Source organism: Micromonospora sp. NBRC 110009, assembly GCF_030518795.1.
Lineage (GTDB): Bacteria > Actinomycetota > Actinomycetes > Mycobacteriales > Micromonosporaceae > Micromonospora.
On sequence record NZ_CP130427.1, the window covers coordinates 4,350,682 to 4,366,508 of the forward strand.

Annotated in this window: 15 protein-coding genes; 9 read left to right on the forward strand and 6 right to left on the reverse strand. The window is 73.1% G+C overall.

All coding sequences use genetic code 11. The annotated features are described in order from the left end of the window. Nucleotides 1-24 precede the first annotated feature (24 nt). From rapZ to Q2K19_RS20875, 9 genes are all read left to right on the forward strand, one after another. The gene (rapZ, locus tag Q2K19_RS20835) at nt 25-933 is read left to right on the forward strand and encodes an RNase adapter RapZ (RefSeq protein ID WP_302772674.1); all 909 of its coding nucleotides are present in this window, start codon (nt 25-27) and stop codon (nt 931-933) included. Next, complete coding sequence (locus tag Q2K19_RS20840) at nt 930-1,904, forward strand: gluconeogenesis factor YvcK family protein (protein ID WP_302763061.1); 975 nt, start codon at nt 930-932, stop codon at nt 1,902-1,904. The genes rapZ and Q2K19_RS20840 overlap by 4 nt, the downstream gene beginning before the upstream one ends. Nucleotides 1,905-1,958: 54 nt before the next feature. After that, nucleotides 1,959-2,939, forward strand: a complete 981-nt coding sequence (gene whiA / locus Q2K19_RS20845) for a DNA-binding protein WhiA (RefSeq protein ID WP_302763062.1) — start codon at nt 1,959-1,961, stop codon at nt 2,937-2,939. Nucleotides 2,940-3,280: 341 nt separating this feature from the next. Beyond that, nucleotides 3,281-4,285, forward strand: coding sequence for a type I glyceraldehyde-3-phosphate dehydrogenase (gene gap / locus Q2K19_RS20850; protein ID WP_302763063.1), 1,005 nt, complete (start codon nt 3,281-3,283; stop codon nt 4,283-4,285). Then, nucleotides 4,282-5,481: a phosphoglycerate kinase gene (locus tag Q2K19_RS20855; RefSeq protein ID WP_302763064.1), complete on the forward strand. Its 1,200-nt coding sequence runs from the start codon at nt 4,282-4,284 to the stop codon at nt 5,479-5,481. Before gap ends, Q2K19_RS20855 begins: the two co-directional genes overlap by 4 nt. Then, nucleotides 5,482-6,273, forward strand: a complete 792-nt coding sequence (gene tpiA, locus Q2K19_RS20860) for a triose-phosphate isomerase (RefSeq protein ID WP_302763066.1) — start codon at nt 5,482-5,484, stop codon at nt 6,271-6,273. Between the two features lie 90 nt (nt 6,274-6,363). Beyond that, nucleotides 6,364-6,624: a preprotein translocase subunit SecG gene (gene secG / locus Q2K19_RS20865; protein ID WP_302763068.1), complete on the forward strand. Its 261-nt coding sequence runs from the start codon at nt 6,364-6,366 to the stop codon at nt 6,622-6,624. A gap of 132 nt (nt 6,625-6,756) precedes the next feature. After that, nucleotides 6,757-7,101, forward strand: coding sequence for an RNA polymerase-binding protein RbpA (locus tag Q2K19_RS20870; RefSeq protein ID WP_302763069.1), 345 nt, complete (start codon nt 6,757-6,759; stop codon nt 7,099-7,101). Next, nucleotides 7,094-7,231 carry a hypothetical protein gene (locus Q2K19_RS20875; RefSeq protein ID WP_302763070.1) on the forward strand — a complete coding sequence of 46 codons (138 nt, stop codon included), beginning with the start codon at nt 7,094-7,096 and terminating at the stop codon, nt 7,229-7,231. The genes Q2K19_RS20870 and Q2K19_RS20875 overlap by 8 nt, the downstream gene beginning before the upstream one ends. Nucleotides 7,232-7,283: 52 nt before the next feature. Here Q2K19_RS20875 and pgl read toward each other — a convergent pair whose 3' ends face one another. From pgl to tkt, 6 genes are all read right to left on the reverse strand, one after another. Further along, nucleotides 7,284-8,054 carry a 6-phosphogluconolactonase gene (pgl, locus tag Q2K19_RS20880; RefSeq protein ID WP_302763071.1) on the reverse strand — a complete coding sequence of 257 codons (771 nt, stop codon included), beginning with the start codon at nt 8,052-8,054 and terminating at the stop codon, nt 7,284-7,286. Between the two features lie 83 nt (nt 8,055-8,137). Further along, entirely contained in the window at nt 8,138-9,154 is a 1,017-nt protein-coding gene (locus Q2K19_RS20885) for a glucose-6-phosphate dehydrogenase assembly protein OpcA (RefSeq protein ID WP_302763072.1), read from the reverse strand. A 31-nt stretch (nt 9,155-9,185) separates the two neighbouring features. Beyond that, the gene (zwf, locus tag Q2K19_RS20890; protein ID WP_302772675.1) at nt 9,186-10,700 is read right to left on the reverse strand and encodes a glucose-6-phosphate dehydrogenase; all 1,515 of its coding nucleotides are present in this window, start codon (nt 10,698-10,700) and stop codon (nt 9,186-9,188) included. 29 nt (nt 10,701-10,729) lie between these two features. Next, entirely contained in the window at nt 10,730-12,373 is a 1,644-nt protein-coding gene (locus Q2K19_RS20895) for a glucose-6-phosphate isomerase (protein ID WP_302763073.1), read from the reverse strand. A gap of 79 nt (nt 12,374-12,452) precedes the next feature. Further along, nucleotides 12,453-13,634, reverse strand: coding sequence for a transaldolase (tal, locus tag Q2K19_RS20900; RefSeq protein ID WP_302763074.1), 1,182 nt, complete (start codon nt 13,632-13,634; stop codon nt 12,453-12,455). Nucleotides 13,635-13,650: 16 nt separating this feature from the next. Next, nucleotides 13,651-15,789 carry a transketolase gene (gene tkt, locus Q2K19_RS20905; RefSeq protein WP_302763076.1) on the reverse strand — a complete coding sequence of 713 codons (2,139 nt, stop codon included), beginning with the start codon at nt 15,787-15,789 and terminating at the stop codon, nt 13,651-13,653. Nucleotides 15,790-15,827: the final 38 nt, after the last annotated feature.

The following is a 15,827-nucleotide window of genomic DNA, read 5'->3' on the forward strand; positions in this document are numbered from 1 at the left end:
AGCGAGGCGCGGACGGGAGACCTGGTGCCGACCGGCACGGAGACGGCCCTCGGCCGTCCGGCGCCGGCCGAGGCCGAGACCACCCTGGTGGTCGTCACCGGCCTCTCCGGTGGCGGCCGGAGCACCGTGGCCCGGGCGTTGGAGAACGTCGGCTACTACGTGGTCGACAACCTGCCCCAGGCGCTCATGCTGGACATGGCCGAGCTGGCCTTCAAGGCCGGCGGCGCGGCCCGGCGTACGGCCATGGTGCTGGACGTCCGCTCCCGCGCCTTCTCCACCGACCTCGCCGGCGCGATCCGGGAGCTTCGGGAGCGCGGCTTCCAGCCCCGGGTGGTCTTCGTCGACGCCGACGACGAGGTGCTGATCCGCCGCTTCGAGAGCGTCCGCCGCTCCCACCCGTTGCAGGGCGAGGGGCGGCTGGCCGACGGCATCGCCGTCGAGCGGGCGCTGCTGGAGGAGGCCCGGGACCAGGCCGACGTGATCATCGACACCAGCCACCTCAACGTGAACCAGCTCCGCCGCCGGGTCGAGGAGCTGTTCGGCGGGGAGGATTCCCGCCGGCTGCGGATCACCGTGCTCTCCTTCGGCTTCAAGTACGGCCTCCCCCCGGACGCTGACTTCGTGATGGACGCCCGCTTCCTGCCCAACCCGTACTGGGTGCCCGAGCTGCGCGAGCACACCGGGCGGGAGGAGGCGGTGAGCGCGTACGTGCTGGGCCAGGAGGGCGCGGACGCCTTCGTGGCCGGGTACGCCGACCTGGTCAACGCCACCACCGCCGGGTTCGAGCGGGAGGGCAAGCGCTACCTGACCGTCGCCGTCGGCTGCACCGGCGGCAAGCACCGCAGCGTCGCGATCGCCGAGGAGCTGGCCGCCCGGCTGCGCCGCTCCGGCATCGCCGCCAACGCCCAGCACCGGGACCTGGGGCGGGAATGACCCCGACCAGGGTGGTCGCCTTCGGCGGCGGGCACGGGCTGTCGGCGTCCCTGCGGGCGCTGCGGCACTGCGTACCCGAACTCGACCTGGACATCACGGCGGTGGTCACCGTCGGCGACGACGGCGGCTCCAGCGGCCGGCTGCGCGCCGAGCGCGGCGGGCTGCCCCCGGGTGACCTGCGGCAGGCGCTGGTGGCACTGGCCGGCGACCACCCGGCCACCCGGCGCAGCGCGGCGCTCTTCCAGCACCGCTTCACCGCCGGCGACGGCGATGGAACGGCCGACTCCCTGGCCGGGCACGCGGTCGGAAATCTGCTGCTCAACGGGCTGACGGAGCTGCTCGGCGACCCGGTGGCCGCGCTCGACCACGCCGGCGCGATGCTCGGCGCGGTCGGCCGGGTGCTGCCGATGTCCTGCGAGCCGGTGGACATCGAGGCCCGGGTGCGCGGCGCCGACCCGGACCGCCCCGACGAGGTACGCACGGTGCGCGGCCAGCACCAGGTGGCGGTCACCTCCGGGCGGGTCGAGTCGCTGCGGCTCACCCCGGCCGCGCCGGCCGCCTGCGCGGAGGCGGTGGCCGCGGTCCGCGCCGCCGACTGGCTGATCTTCGGGCCGGGCAGCTGGTACACGAGTGTGCTGCCCCATCTGCTGGTGCCGGGGCTGGCCGACGCGGTCGTCTCCAGCCCGGCGCGACGGCTGGTGACGCTCAACCTGGTGGCGGAGAAGGAGACGCTCGGGCTCTCCCTGCCCGACCATCTGGACACCCTCGGGCGCTATCTGCCTGAGCTGAAGGTGGACATGGTGCTGGCCGACTCGACGGCGGTGGGTGACCCCGAAGCGGTCGAGCGTGCGGCAGAATCGCTGGGTGCCCGGCTGGTCCTCGCTCCCGTCGCCGTCACCGACGGCACGCCCCGTCATGATCCAGCCGCCCTGGGCGCCGCACTGGTGCCTGTCCTGGGTGCCGATCGTTAGACACGTACGTAATCACCGGCGACACGCCGGAACCGGTCCGTGAGGGGGCGCAGTATGGCGATGACCGCGGCGGTCAAGGACGAGCTGAGTCGGGTCGACGTGCCCAAGCCCTGCTGCCGGCGGGCGGAGATGGCCGCGCTGCTGCGCTTCGCGGGCGGGTTGCACATCGTCTCCGGCCGCGTGGTGGTCGAGGCGGAGTTGGATACCGGCGCGGTCGCCCGGCGGCTGCGCCGGGAGATCGCCGAGGTCTACGGCTACCCGAGCGAGATCCACGTGCTCGCCTCCGGCGGGCTGCGCAAGGGCAGCCATTTCATCGTCCGGGTGGTGAAGGACGGCGAGGCGCTGGCCCGGCAGACCGGCCTGCTGGACGTCCGCGGGCGCCCGGTGCGTGGGCTGCCGCCGCACGTGGTGGCCGCGAACGTCTGCTGCGCGGTCTCCGCCTGGCGGGGCGCGTTCATGGCGCACGGCTCGCTCACCGAGCCCGGCCGCTCCAGCGCGCTGGAGATCACCTGCCCCGGCCCGGAGTCGGCCCTGGCGCTGGTCGGCGCGGCCCGCCGGATCGGCATCACCGCCAAGAACCGCGAGGTGCGCGGGGTGGACCGGGTGGTGGTCAAGGACGGCGACGCGATCGCCGCCCTGCTCACCCGCATCGGCGCCCACTCCAGCGTGCTGGCCTGGGAGGAGCGCCGGGTGCGCCGGGAGGTCCGGGCGACCGCCAACCGGCTGGCCAACTTCGACGACGCCAACCTGCGCCGCTCGGCCCGCGCCGCGGTGGCCGCCGCCGCTCGGGTCACCCGGGCACTGGAGATCCTCGCCGACGACGCCCCGCACCACCTCACCTCGGCCGGGCAGCTGCGCCTGGAGCACCGGCAGGCCTCGCTGGAGGAGTTGGGCGCGCTCGCCGAGCCGCCGCTGACCAAGGACGCCATCGCCGGCCGCATCCGCCGGCTGCTCGCGCTGGCCGACAAGCGGGCCCGCGACCTGGGCATCCCGGATACGGAAGCAGCCGTCACGCCGGACATGCTCGTGGTCTGATAGGACGGTGAGGCGTCACTCCGCGAGCGAGCGTAGCGAGCGAGCCAGCACCTACCGCGCGTTACCGCTCGCGTCGTCGGGGACCGCGGCGAGTCGACGATGCGACGGGATCACCACCCGCCGCAGCGGAGCGGCGCGCGCTCGGATATGGTCGCTGCGTACGGCAAGGGGGCCGGCACAGGCACTCCTCGTCGTGCTCACCGCCTCGGGCGGTCAGGTCCCCAGGACCGCGGCGGGGTGGCCGAGATGAATCGTCAACGGCCGGCTCCAACGGTCGGCGCACACACCTCCGCCGGCCGTGGTCTGACGCCGGCGGACCAGAACGCGAGGAGATGGGACCTGTGACCATCCGGGTTGGCATCAACGGCTTCGGCCGGATCGGCCGCAACTTCTTCCGGGCAGTGCTGGCGTCCGGCGCTGACATCGAGGTCGTGGCGGTCAACGACCTGACCGACAACGCGACGCTCGCCCACCTTGTCAAGTACGACAGCATCCTGGGCCGCCTCCCGCACGAGGTGAAGGCCACCGCCGACGAGATCACCGTCGGTGGCAAGACCATCAAGGCGTACGCCGAGAAGGACCCGGCCAAGCTGCCGTGGGGCGAGGTCGGCGCCGACGTCGTCATCGAGTCCACCGGTTTCTTCACCGACGCCACCAAGGCGAAGGCGCACATCGACGGCGGGGCCAAGAAGGTCATCATCTCCGCGCCGGCGAAGAACGAGGACGTCACCGTGGTCATGGGCGTCAACCAGGACCAGTACGACCCGGCCAAGCACACCATCATCTCGAACGCATCCTGCACCACCAACTGCCTCGCCCCGATGGCCAAGGTGCTGCACGACACGTTCGGCATCGAGCGCGGTCTGATGACCACCATCCACGCGTACACCCAGGACCAGAACCTGCAGGACGCCCCGCACAAGGACCTGCGCCGGGCCCGGGCCGCCGCGCTCAACATCGTGCCGACCTCGACCGGTGCCGCCAAGGCGATCGGCCTGGTCCTGCCGGACCTGAAGGGCAAGCTGGACGGTTACGCGCTGCGGGTGCCGATCCCGACCGGCTCCACCACCGACCTGACCGTCACGGTCGGCCGGGAGACCACGGTGGACGAGGTCAACGCCGCGCTCAAGGCGGCCGCGGACGGCCCGCTGAAGGGCATCCTGGTCTACAACGAGGACCCGATCGTCTCCTCGGACATCGTCACCGACCCGGCGTCCTGCATCTTCGACGCGCCGCTGACCAAGGTGATCGGCAACCAGGTCAAGGTCGTCGGCTGGTACGACAACGAGTGGGGCTACTCGAACCGCCTGGTCGACCTGGCCAAGCTGGTGGGTTCGTCGCTGTGAGCATCCGCAACCTCGACGACCTGCTCGGCGAGGGGGTGTCGGGTCGGCGCGTGCTGGTGCGCGCCGACCTGAACGTCCCGCTCGACAAGCAGACCGGTGAGATCACCGACGACGGGCGGATCCGGGCCGTGCTGCCGACCCTGAGCGCGCTGGTGCAGGCCGGCGCCAAGGTGGTCGTCTGCTCGCACCTCGGCCGGCCGAAGGGCACGCCGGACCCGCAGTTCAGCCTCCGCGCGGTCGCCGGGCGGCTGGGTGAGCTGCTCGGCGCGCCGGTCCACTTCGCCGAGGACACCGTCGGCGACTCCGCCCGGGCCACCGTGGAGGGCCTGGCCGACGGCCAGGTCGCCCTGCTGGAGAACCTCCGCTTCAACAAGGGCGAGACCAGCAAGGACGACGCCGAGCGGGCCGCGTTCGCCGACCAGCTCGCCGCCTTCGGTGAGGCGTACGTCGACGACGCCTTCGGCGCCGTGCACCGCAAGCACGCCAGCGTCTACGACGTGCCGGCCCGGCTGCCGCACTTCGCCGGCCGGCTGGTGCTGCGTGAGGTGGAGGTGCTCAGCAAGCTGACCGGCGAGCCGGAGCGGCCGTACGTGGTGGTGCTGGGCGGCTCGAAGGTCTCCGACAAGCTGGCCGTGATCGAGGCCCTGCTGCCCAAGGTCGACCGGCTGCTCATCGGCGGCGGGATGTGCTTCACCTTCCTCAAGGCCCAGGGCCACGAGGTGGGCAGCTCGCTGCTCGAGGAGGAGATGGTCGAGACCTGCCGCAACCTGATGGAGCGCGAGCCGGGCAAGATCATGCTCCCGGTCGACGTGGTGGCGGCGGTCGCCTTCGCCCCGGACGCCGAGCACCACACGGTCCCGGCGGACGGCATCCCCAACAAGCGGGTCGGGCTGGACATCGGCCCGGAGACGGTGGCCGGGTTCGCCGCCGCCCTCCAGCAGGCGCGGACGGTCTTCTGGAACGGCCCGATGGGCGTGTTCGAGATGGCGGCGTTCGCCAACGGCACCCGCGGGGTCGCCGAGGCCATCGCCAAGTCCGGCGCGTTCAGCGTGGTGGGCGGGGGTGACTCCGCGGCCGCGGTGCGGACGCTCGGGCTGGACGAGTCCGCGTTCGATCACATCTCCACCGGCGGCGGCGCCTCCCTGGAGTACCTGGAGGGCAAGACCCTCCCCGGCATCGCGGCCCTGGAGAACTGAATGGCGAGCACCATCCGCCGGCCGCTGATGGCCGGCAACTGGAAGATGAACCTGAACCACCTCGAGGCCAACCTGCTGGTGCAGAAGCTGGCCGCGAGCCTCACCGAGAAGCAGCTCACCGACGTCGAGACGGTCGTGCTGCCGCCCTTCACCGACCTGCGGACCGTGCAGACCGCGGTGGACGGCGACAAGCTGCTGATCGGCTACGGCGCGCAGGACCTGTCGCCGTACCAGTCGGGCGCGTACACCGGGGACATCTCCGGGCCGATGCTGGCCAAGTTGGGCTGCACCTACGTGGTGGTAGGCCACTCCGAGCGGCGGCAGTACCACTACGAGGATGACGCGATCGTCAACGCGAAGGTGGCGGCGGCGCTGGCGAACGGCCTCACCCCGATTCTGTGCATCGGCGAGGGCCTGGAGGTCCGGGAGCAGCTGCGGCACGTCGTGCACTGCTGCGACCAGCTCGACGGCGCGCTGAAGGGGCTCACCCCGGAGCAGGTCACCAAGGTCGTCGTCGCGTACGAGCCGGTCTGGGCGATCGGCACGGGCAAGACGGCGACCCCGGAGGACGCCCAGGAGGTCTGCGGCGAGGTGCGCAAGCGGCTCGTCGAGACCTTCGACGCGGGCACCGCCGCGCAGGTCCGGATCCTCTACGGCGGGTCGGTCAAGGCGTCGAACGTCGCCTCGATCATGGCCCAGCCGGACGTGGACGGGGCCCTCGTCGGGGGCGCCAGCCTGGACGCCGAGGAATTCGCGCAGATCTGCCGGTTCCCGGAGCACATCGCCCGCTGATCGCTCGCTATCCTTGACGCTGCCCGCCCACCGGTCGGTGCCACCGTCCCCGAACGGGCAGTGATCGCAACGAGAGGACTGACCCCCGCCATGCCGATCTGGTTCGCCTACACGATGATCGTGTTGCTGGTCATCACGAGCATCCTGCTCACCCTGCTGATCCTCCTGCACCGCGGCAAGGGTGGCGGTCTGTCGAGCATGTTCGGCGGCGGCGTCAGCTCCAGCCTGGCCGGCTCCTCGGTCGCCGAGAAGAACCTCGACCGCTACACCGTTCTGGTGGGGATTGTCTGGTTCGCCTGCGTCGTCGGGATCGGGCTCTGGCTCCGACTCCAGCTCAGCAGCGGCGCCTGAGTCAGCGCGTCGAGTCGTACAATCTGCGCGCGGTCCGTCACGGACCGCGCGCAGTTTTGTTTTCCGCTGCACCGCGTCGCCCGCCGCCCACCCCCGAGCGGCGGTCCCCTCCGACGACAGGAGCGAGCAGCCGTGCCGAGTGGCAACATCATTCGGGGCGCCCGGATCGGGTCCGCCCCCGAACGCTTCGACGAGCGCACCGCGCCGGCCCCGCGTCGGCCCGTCACCTACTGGTGCCGCAACTCCCACCAGGTCCGATTCCTGATCGCCGCGGAGGCGGAGACCCCCGCGACGTGGGACTGCCCACGCTGCGGCGAGCCGGCCGGCCCCGACCCGGAGAACCCGCCGGGCGAGGTCCGCGCCGAGCCCTACAAGACCCACCTGGCGTACGTGCAGGAGCGGCGTACCCCCGAGGAGGCGGAGGCGCTCCTCGCCGAGGCCCTCGACGCGCTCCGCCGTCGCCGCGGACGTGCCTGACCGGGTCTGGCGCGTCGCCGTGGTGGCGCTGCGCTCCGCCGTCGCCGCGGACGTGCCTGACCGGGTCTGGCGCGTCGCCGTGGTGGCGCTGCGCTCCGCCGCCGCCGCAGCGGCGCCTGACGGGTGTTAAGAGGGGGCCCCTGCGCTACGCCAGGCGTTAAGAAGGGGCCCTTCCTTGCCGGTCAGCGCAGGCTGCGGAGGCGGGGTGGCACGTCGGCCGCCGCCGCCCGGTCCAGCAGCCAGAGGGTACGGGCGACCCCGTGCACCCCGGCCGCCGGAAGCTGCACCGGCCCGGCCCCGGCGAGGGCCATGCCCACCGCCCGGGCCTTGTCGCTGCCGGCCGCCACCAGCCAGACCTCCTCGGCCGTGTTGATCGCCGGGAGGGTCAGCGTGGTCCGCACCGGCGGCGGCTTCGGGCTGCCCCGTACCGCGCTGACCGGGCGGTTGTCGTGGTGCACCGGGTGCTCCGGGAAGACCGACGCCACGTGCCCGTCCTCGCCGACGCCGAGCAGGAGCACGTCGAAGTGGGGGAGCGCGGCGTGGCCCGGACGGGCCGCCCGGGCCAGCTCCTCCGCGTAGCCGGCGGCGGCCGTCTCCGGGTCGTTGCCCGCCGGCCCGTCCGAGGCCGGCATCGGGTGCACCCGCGCCGGGTCCAGCGGCACCGCGTCCAGCAGCGCCGCCCGGGCCTGCGTCTCGTTGCGCTCCGGGGCACCGGCCGGCAGGAACCGCTCGTCGCCCCACCACACGTCGACCCGGGACCAGTCGACGGCGTCCCGGGCCGGCAGCGCCGCCACCGCCCGGTAGACCGCCGCGGCGATCCGCCCGCCGGTCAGCACCACCGACGCCTGGCCTCGGTCCGCCTGCGCGTCGAGCAGCTTCACCACCAACCGCGCCGCCACGGCCTGCGCCAGCAGGTCCGGGTCGGCGTGTACGGCGACACTCGCCTCACTCATCCATCGTGCCTTCGTGCTCTTGCCGCCCCACGGCGGTCACCTGTGCTGTCCGAGCGCGAGCGGTCCGTGTGGCCCGCCCGCGCTCACGGGTTGGCGGTCGCGCCGGCGTGGGCGCTGACCCCGGCCTCGGCCCGCTGGGCGGTCGCCGGATCCTTCCACACGTGCACCCGCTGGGCGGGACGCTGATCGAGTCCGGAGAGGCCGGCGGCCGCGCCGAGCGCCTCGGCGTACACCTGGTCGGCGTCGAGGCGGCGCAGCTCCTCGGCCAGCTCGTCGCCGAGCGGGCGGCGGACCAGCGGCAGCGTCCGGTCCTCCTGGCCGCTGCGCCGGAACCGGGCCACGCTGTCGTCCCGGGTGAGGGCCAGCTCGTCGCCGTTGCTGCAGCGCAGCATCACCTCGCGCATCCGCGGGAACTCGTCGGTGGACTCCCAGACCGGGTCGATGCCGAGCCGGGCGGCCAGCCAGCCGCGCATCAGCGCCGCCGTCGGGTCGGTCTTCGGGGCGACCACGCTCGCCTCGGTGACCTTCGCCTGCGCCGTGTCGAACGCTCCGGCGACCAGGGTGCGCCACGGGGTGATCCGGGTCCAGGCGAGGTCCGTGTCGCCCGGGGCGTAGTCGGCCGCCCGCTGCCGCAGCGCGGCGATCGGGTCGGCGGCCTGCGCCGCGTCGGTGATCCGCCGGTCGGCCACCACGCCGAGGAAGTCGGTCGCGATCTCCTCCGGCGGCTCGCCGTGCCACCAGGTCACCACCGGCACGTCCGGCACCAGCAGCGGCAGCACCACCGACTCGGCGTGCAGCGCCAGCCGGCCGTACATCCGCATCACCACCGCCTCGCACGGGCCGAGCCGGCCCCCGACGACGATCTCCGCGTCCAGCCGGTTGCGGTCCCGCTCGATGTCGGAGCGGACCACCACGAGCAGCCGGCACGGGTGCGCGGCGGCCGCGATGGTCGCCGCCGCCTCCGCCTCCCGGACCCGCTTCTCGTCCACCACGACGATCAGGGAGAGCGCCATTCCGCTGGCCACCCCGCCCGCGCTGCGCCGCTCGGCGGCGAGCGCCTTGACCACCTCGTTGCCGGTGGTGTCCCACAGCCCGATCACGGGAGCCTCCTGGTTCGTTCGCAGTGCTCGCTCACGCTCTACGCCAAGCCCGGCCCTCGCGGGCCAGCATCTCGTCGGCGGCCCGGGGGCCCCACTCGCCGGCCCGGTACGGCTCCGGCTTGGTGCCGATCCAGGCGTGCTCCAGCGGGTCCACCACCTGCCAGCTCTGCTCGACCTCGGCGGCGTCCGGGAACAGCGTCCGGTCGCCGATCAGCACGTCCAGCACCAGCCGCTCGTACGCTTCCGGGCTGGACTCGGTGAACGCCTCGCCGTACTGGAAGTCCATCGCGATGTCGCGGACCTCCATGGTGGTGCCCGGCACCTTGGAGCCGAACTTCAGCACCACACCCTCGTCCGGCTGGACCCGGATGACGAGCTGGTTGGGGCCGAGCGCCTCCATGTCGGCCGGGTCGAACGGCAGGTGGGGCGCCTTCTTGAACATGATGGCGACCTCGGTGACCCGCCGGGGCAGCCGCTTGCCGGCCCGGATGTAGAACGGCACGCCCGCCCAGCGCCGGTTCTGGATGCCGAGCTTGACCGCCACATACGTCTCGGTGGTGGAGTCCTGCGGGACGCCCTCCTCCTCCAGGTAGCCGACCGCGCGCTCGCCGCCCACCCAGCCGGGCAGGTACTGGCCGCGCACGGTGTCCGCGGCGATGTCCTGCGGCAGCGTGATGGCCTTGAGCACCTTCAGCTTCTCGGTGCGGATCTCGTCGGCGTCGAAACTCGTCGGCTCCTCCATCGCGACCAGCGCGAGGAGTTGGAGAAGGTGGTTCTGGAGCACGTCGCGGGCGGTGCCCACCGAGTCGTAGAAGGCGGCCCGGGTGCCGATGCCCACGTCCTCGGCCATGGTGATCTGCACCGAGTCGACGTACTTGGAGTTCCACAGCGGCTCGAAGAGGTTGTTGGCGAACCGCAGGGCCAGGATGTTCTGGACCGTCTCCTTGCCGAGGTAGTGGTCGATCCGGAAGACGTCCTGGCGGGTGAAGACGTCGTCGACCAGGTCGTTGAGCGCCTTCGCCGAGGGCAGGTCGTTGCCGAACGGCTTCTCCACCACCACCCGGCGCCAGCCGCCGGACTTGGCGTTGTCCGCCATGCCGGTGCGGGCGAGCTGCTTGAGGACGACCGGGAAGGCGGCCGGGGGGATGGAGAAGTAGAAGGCGGCGTTGCCGGCGATGCCGTGCGAGTCGCGCAGCTCGTCCAGGGTGGCGGCGAGGTGGTCGAACGCGGCGTCGTCGTCGAACGAGCCGCCGACGAACTTGATGTTGCCGGCCAGCCGCGCCCAGACCTCCTCCCGCCAGGGGGTGCGGGCGTGCTTCTTCGCCGCCTCGTAGGTCAGCGACTCGAAGTCGCCGTCGCCCCAGTCACGCCGGGCGAAGCCCAGGACCACGAACCCGGGCGGCAGCAGCCCCCGGTTGGCCAGGTCGTAGACCGCCGGCAACAGCTTCTTGCGGGCCAGGTCGCCGGTCACCCCGAAGATCACCAGGGCGCACGGCTCCGGGATCCGTGGCAGCCGCCGGTCCTGAGGATCGCGCAGCGGATTCACCCGGGGTACCTCACTCACGTCTCTCATCGTCACGTCCGTGTCCCTTTGGCCGCATCCAGCAGCTGGGCGGCGCCCGCCGCCCGCTCGGTCAGGTGCAGGCGCAGCACCGGTCGCCCGCGATCGGCGAGGGCCTGCCGGTCGCCGGCGGCCTGAGCCGCCTGAAGCTCTGCGAAGGTGTACGGGCGGCCGGGCACCGGCAGGTCGTCGGTGACCGCGCCGGTCACCTGAAGGTAGCTGCCGACCGGCGGGCCGCCCTTGTGGTACTGCCCGGTGGAGTGCAGGAACCGCGGCCCCCACCCGAAGGTCACCGGGCGTCCGGCCGCCCGCGCCAGCAGCGGCCGCAGCCCGGCCACCGCCGCGTCGGCCCGCCGGTCGAGGTACGCCGTCACCGCCAGGTACCCGTCGTCGCCCAGCCCGTCGAGCAGCCACCGCAGCACGCCGGCCAGGTCGGCGGGGGCACCGGCCGGGGCGTACCCCTCGACCGCGCCCTCGGTGAACGTGGGCGCCTCCGCCGGTGCCCCGGCGGCGAGGATGCGGGCGGTGTTCTCCTTGCTCTCGGCGACGTTCGGCTGGTCGAACGGGTTGACGCCGAGCGCCGCCCCGGCGATCGCGGTGGCGTACTCCCAGGTCAGGAAGTGGGCGCCGAGAGAGCCGTTGACCGCCACGTCGGCCTCGACGCCGGGCAGCTGGCCGGGGCCGAGTGCGCCGCCGTAGCTCACGGTGAGCACGTCGGGGCCGGTGGCGCCGGGGGCGTCCGGGGACTCCACCACCACCGGCAGGATCCCCGCGCCGGCCTTGCCGGTGGACTCGGCGAGCAGCTGCTCCGCCCAGTCGCCCAGCCCGTCGACGCCGGTGCCGTCGGACACCAGGGCGACGGTGGCCCGGCCGGTGGTGGCCGCCGCGCCCAGCGCCGCGCCCAGGGCCAGGCCGGGGTTGTCCCGGTCCTGCGCCAGCGACCCGGCGAGGGCGTCCGCGTCGTCGAGCAGGTCGGTCACCGCGACCCCGGCGAGAGCCGCGGGGACCAGGCCGAAGGCGGTGAGCGCCGAGTACCGGCCGCCCACCTCCGGGTCGGCCAGGATGGTGACCACCCCCATCTCGGCGGCGGTCGCCTCCAGCGGGGAGCCGGGGTCGGTGACCACCACGAGGTGCCGGGCCGCCTCGGCCTCGGTCATCCCCGCGTCCAGGAACGCCTGCCAGTACGCCCGCCGGTGGCTGTCGGTCTCCACCGTCGAGCCGGACTTGCTGGAGATCACCACCACGGTCCGGTCGAGGCGGTCGGTGAGGGCCGCCCGGACCTGACCGGGGTCGGTGGTGTCGAGCACGGTCAGCGGCCGGCCGAGGGTACGGGCGATCACCTCCGGGGCGAGCGACGAGCCGCCCATCCCGGCGAGCACCACGTGGTCCAGGTCGGCCAGTTCCTCGACCAGTTCGGCGAGCTGGGGGAGGAGCTCCCGGCTGCGCTCGTGGGTGTCCACCCAGCCGAGCCGGACCTGCGCCTCGGCCGCCGCGTCCGGGCCCCACAGGGTGGGGTCCTTGGCGGCGAGCCGGGCGGGCACCTCTCGGGCGACCAGTTGCTCGCGCACCGGCGCGGCGGCGGACCGGTCGACCGTGTCCGCGCCGTGCACGGCCAGCCCGCCGGCGAGCTCCGCCGGACCGGCCAGCAGGTCGCTCACCTCGTCACCCCGCTCCGGGCGGTGCGGACGGCGTGCGGCGTCCCGGGGCGGTGCCCCGGGACGCGTCCGGCGCCGTCGGTCACGCGTTACCCCCGGCCTGCTCGGCGGCCTGCGCGTTGCCCTTCGCGGCCCGGCCCGGCTGCCCGGCGCCCTTGGCCGCCTCGGTGAGCGACCGCTTCACCCCGTCGAGCAGTTCCAGCCAGCTCGCCTCGAACTTCTCCACGCCCTCCCGCTCGAGGACGGCGACCACGTCGGCCATGTCCACGCCGACGGCCTCCAGCCCGGCGAAGACCTTTCGGGCGTCGTCGTAGCAGCCGGTGACGGTGTCGCCGCCGTCCACCTCGCCGTGGTCGGCGAAGGCGTGGATGACCGACTCCGGCATGGTGTTGACCGTGCCGGGGGCGATCAGCTCCTCGACGTAGATGACGTCCCGGTAGTCCGGGTTCTTCGTCGAGGTGGAGGCCCAGAGCGGGCGCTGCGGGTGCGCGCCGGCGTCGGCCAGGGCCTGCCAGCGGTCCGAGCCGAAGACCTCGCAGTAGCGCTCGTACGCCAGCCGGGCGTTGGCGACGGCCGCCTTGCCGCGCAGCGCCTTGGCCTGGTCGTTGCCGATCTTCTCCAGCCGCTTGTCCACCTCGGTGTCGACCCGGGAGACGAAGAACGACGCCACCGAGCCGATCTTGGACAGGTCGTGCCCGTTCGCCTTCGCCTGCTCCAGGCCGGCGAGGAACGCCTCCATCACCTGCGAGTAGCGGTCCAGGCCGAAGATCAGCGTGACGTTGACGCTGATCCCCTGGGCCAGCGTCGCGGTGATCGCCGGCAGCCCCGCCTCGGTCGCCGGGATCTTGATGAAGAGGTTGGGCCGGTCGATCAGCCACCACAGCGCGCCGGCCTCGGCGACCGTCTTCTCCGTCTCGTGGGCCAGCCGCGGGTCCACCTCGATGGAGACCCGGCCGTCCACCCCCGCGCTCGCGTCGTACGCCGGGCGCATCACGTCGCAGGCCCACCGCACGTCGTACGTGGTGAGCAGGCGGACCGCCTCCTCGACGTCCACGCCCCGGATGGCCAGGTCCTTCAGCTGCCAGTTGTACTCGTCCGCGTCGGACAGGGCCTTCGCGAAGATGGTCGGGTTGGAGGTCACCCCGACCAGGTGCTTCTCCCGGCGGAGCTGGTCGAGCCCGCCGGAACTCAGTCGGGTCCTGGAAAGATCGTCGAGCCAGATCGCCACACCCGCGGCGCTCAGCTCACCAAGCCTGTCGGTCATGCCGTCCACGCTCCCCTCAGTTGCCGGTTGGGTTACCAGTGATGTCGCCCACCCGGGTCAGTGCCGCGTGCGCGGCGGCCACGATCCGGTCGGGGGTGAACCCGAACTGCTCGAACAGCACGGTGTGCGGGGCGCTCGCCCCGTAGTGCTCCAGGCTCACGCTCTCGCCGCAGTCGCCGACGATCCCGCGCCAGGACATGGCGATACCCGCCTCCACGCTCACCCGTGCCTTTACCCCGCGCGGGAGGACCGACTCCCGGTAGGCCTCGTCCTGGTCGAAGAACCACTCCTGGCACGGCATGGAGACCACCCGGGTGGGGGTGCCGTCGGCCTCCAGCCGCTCCCGGGCGGTGAGGCAGAGCTGCACCTCGGAGCCGGTGCCGACGAGGATCACCTGCGGCTTGCCGCTGGACGCCTCGGCCAGCACGTAGCCGCCCTTGGCGGTGCCCTCGGCGCCGGCCAGCTCGGCCCGGTCCACGGTCGGCAGCGGCTGGCGGCTGAGCGCCAGGGCGGTCGGCCGGTCGGTGTGCTCCAGGGCCTGCCGCCACGCCCACGCGGTCTCGTTGGCGTCGGCCGGGCGGACCACGTCCAGGCCGGGGATGGCGCGCAGCGCCGTGAGGTGCTCCACCGGCTGGTGGGTCGGGCCGTCCTCGCCCAGGCCGATCGAGTCGTGCGTCCAGACGTAGACCACCGGCAGCTTCATCAGCGCGGCGAGCCGGACGGAGGGGCGCATGTAGTCGCTGAACACCAGGAACGTGCCGCCGTACGGGCGGGTGCCGCCGTGCAGGGCGATGCCGTTGAGGATCGCCCCCATGCCGTGCTCACGGATGCCGAAGTGCAGGGTGCGGCCGTACTCGTCGCCGGGGAAGTCCTTGGTGGCGTGCACCGCAGGGATGAAGGACGGCTCGCCCTTCATGGTGGTGTTGTTGCTCTCCGCGAGGTCGGCCGAGCCGCCCCAGAGCTCGGGCAGCACCGGGGCGAGGGCCTCCAGCACCTTGCCGGAGGCGGCCCGGGTGGCGACGCCCTTCGCGTCGGCCGGGAAGGTCGGCAGGGCGTCGGCCCAGCCCTGCGGGAGGGTACGGGTCGACATCCGGTCCCAGAGCGCCTTGCGCTCCGGATTGGCCTGCGCCCACGCGTCGAACGCGGTGGTCCACGCCGCCTGGGCCTCGGCGCCCCGGTCCATCACCTGGCGGGCGTGCTTGAGGACCTCCTCGTCGACCTCGAAGGTGCGCTGCGGGTCGAAGCCGAGGATCTCCTTGGTGGCCTTCACCTCGTCCGCGCCGAGCGCCGAGCCGTGGATCTTGCCGGTGTTCTTCTTGTTCGGCGCGGGCCAGCCGATGATGGTGCGCAGCGCGATGAAGGAGGGCCGGCCGGTCTCCGCCTTCGCGGCCAGCAGCGCCTGGTGGAGCGCCTCGACGTCCTCGTGGTAGTCGCCCTGGTCGGCGTCGCCACGGCGCCAGTCGACCGTCTGCACGTGCCAGCCGTACGCCTCGTAGCGGGCCGCCACGTCCTCGCTCTTGGCGATGCGGGTGTCGTCCTCGATCGAGATCTCGTTGTCGTCGTAGATCACGCAGAGGTTGCCGAGCTGCTGGTGGCCGGCGAGGGCGCTGACCTCGTGGCTGATGCCCTCCTCGATGTCGCCGTCCGAGGCGATGCACCAGATGTCGTGGTCGAAGGGGGAGTCGCCCCGGTCCGCCTCAGGGTCGAACAGGCCCCGCTCCCGGCGCGCCGCCATCGCCATGCCGACGGCGTTGCCGAGGCCCTGGCCCAGCGGGCCGGTGGTGGTCTCCACACCGGGCGTGTGCCCGTGCTCCGGGTGGCCGGGGGTGAGCGAGCCCCACTGGCGCAGCGCCTGGAGGTCCTCCAGGCTCAGCGGGTAGCCGGAGAGGAAGAGCTGGATGTAGAGGGTCAGGCTGGAGTGCCCGGCGGAGAGCACGAACCGGTCCCGGCCGGGCCAGTTCGGGTCGGCCGGGTTGTGCCGCATCACCCGGTTGAAGAGCAGGTACGCCGCCGGGGCCAGGCTCATCGCCGTGCCCGGGTGGCCGTTGCCGGATTTCTCCACGGCGTCCATGGCCAGCACGCGGACCGTGTCGACGGCCCTGCGGTCGAGGTCGGACCAGTTGAGAGCGGGAAGCTCGGGTCGGTTTGCAGCCACGATGGTTGTGCTCCTCGGCAGATGGGCGGAACCCTCAC

What these genes read in the sequence shown, in the direction of transcription:
- Q2K19_RS20840 (WP_302763061.1), top strand. Translation starts at nt 930, where the DNA reads ATGACCCCGACCAGGGTGGTCGCCTTCGGCGGCGGGCACGGGCTGTCG.
- whiA (WP_302763062.1), top strand. Translation starts at nt 1,959, where the DNA reads ATGGCGATGACCGCGGCGGTCAAGGACGAGCTGAGTCGGGTCGACGTG.
- tpiA (WP_302763066.1), top strand. Translation starts at nt 5,482, where the DNA reads ATGGCGAGCACCATCCGCCGGCCGCTGATGGCCGGCAACTGGAAGATG.
- secG (WP_302763068.1), top strand. Translation starts at nt 6,364, where the DNA reads ATGCCGATCTGGTTCGCCTACACGATGATCGTGTTGCTGGTCATCACG.
- pgl (WP_302763071.1), bottom strand. Translation starts at nt 8,054, where the DNA reads ATGAGTGAGGCGAGTGTCGCCGTACACGCCGACCCGGACCTGCTGGCG.
- tal (WP_302763074.1), bottom strand. Translation starts at nt 13,634, where the DNA reads ATGACCGACAGGCTTGGTGAGCTGAGCGCCGCGGGTGTGGCGATCTGG.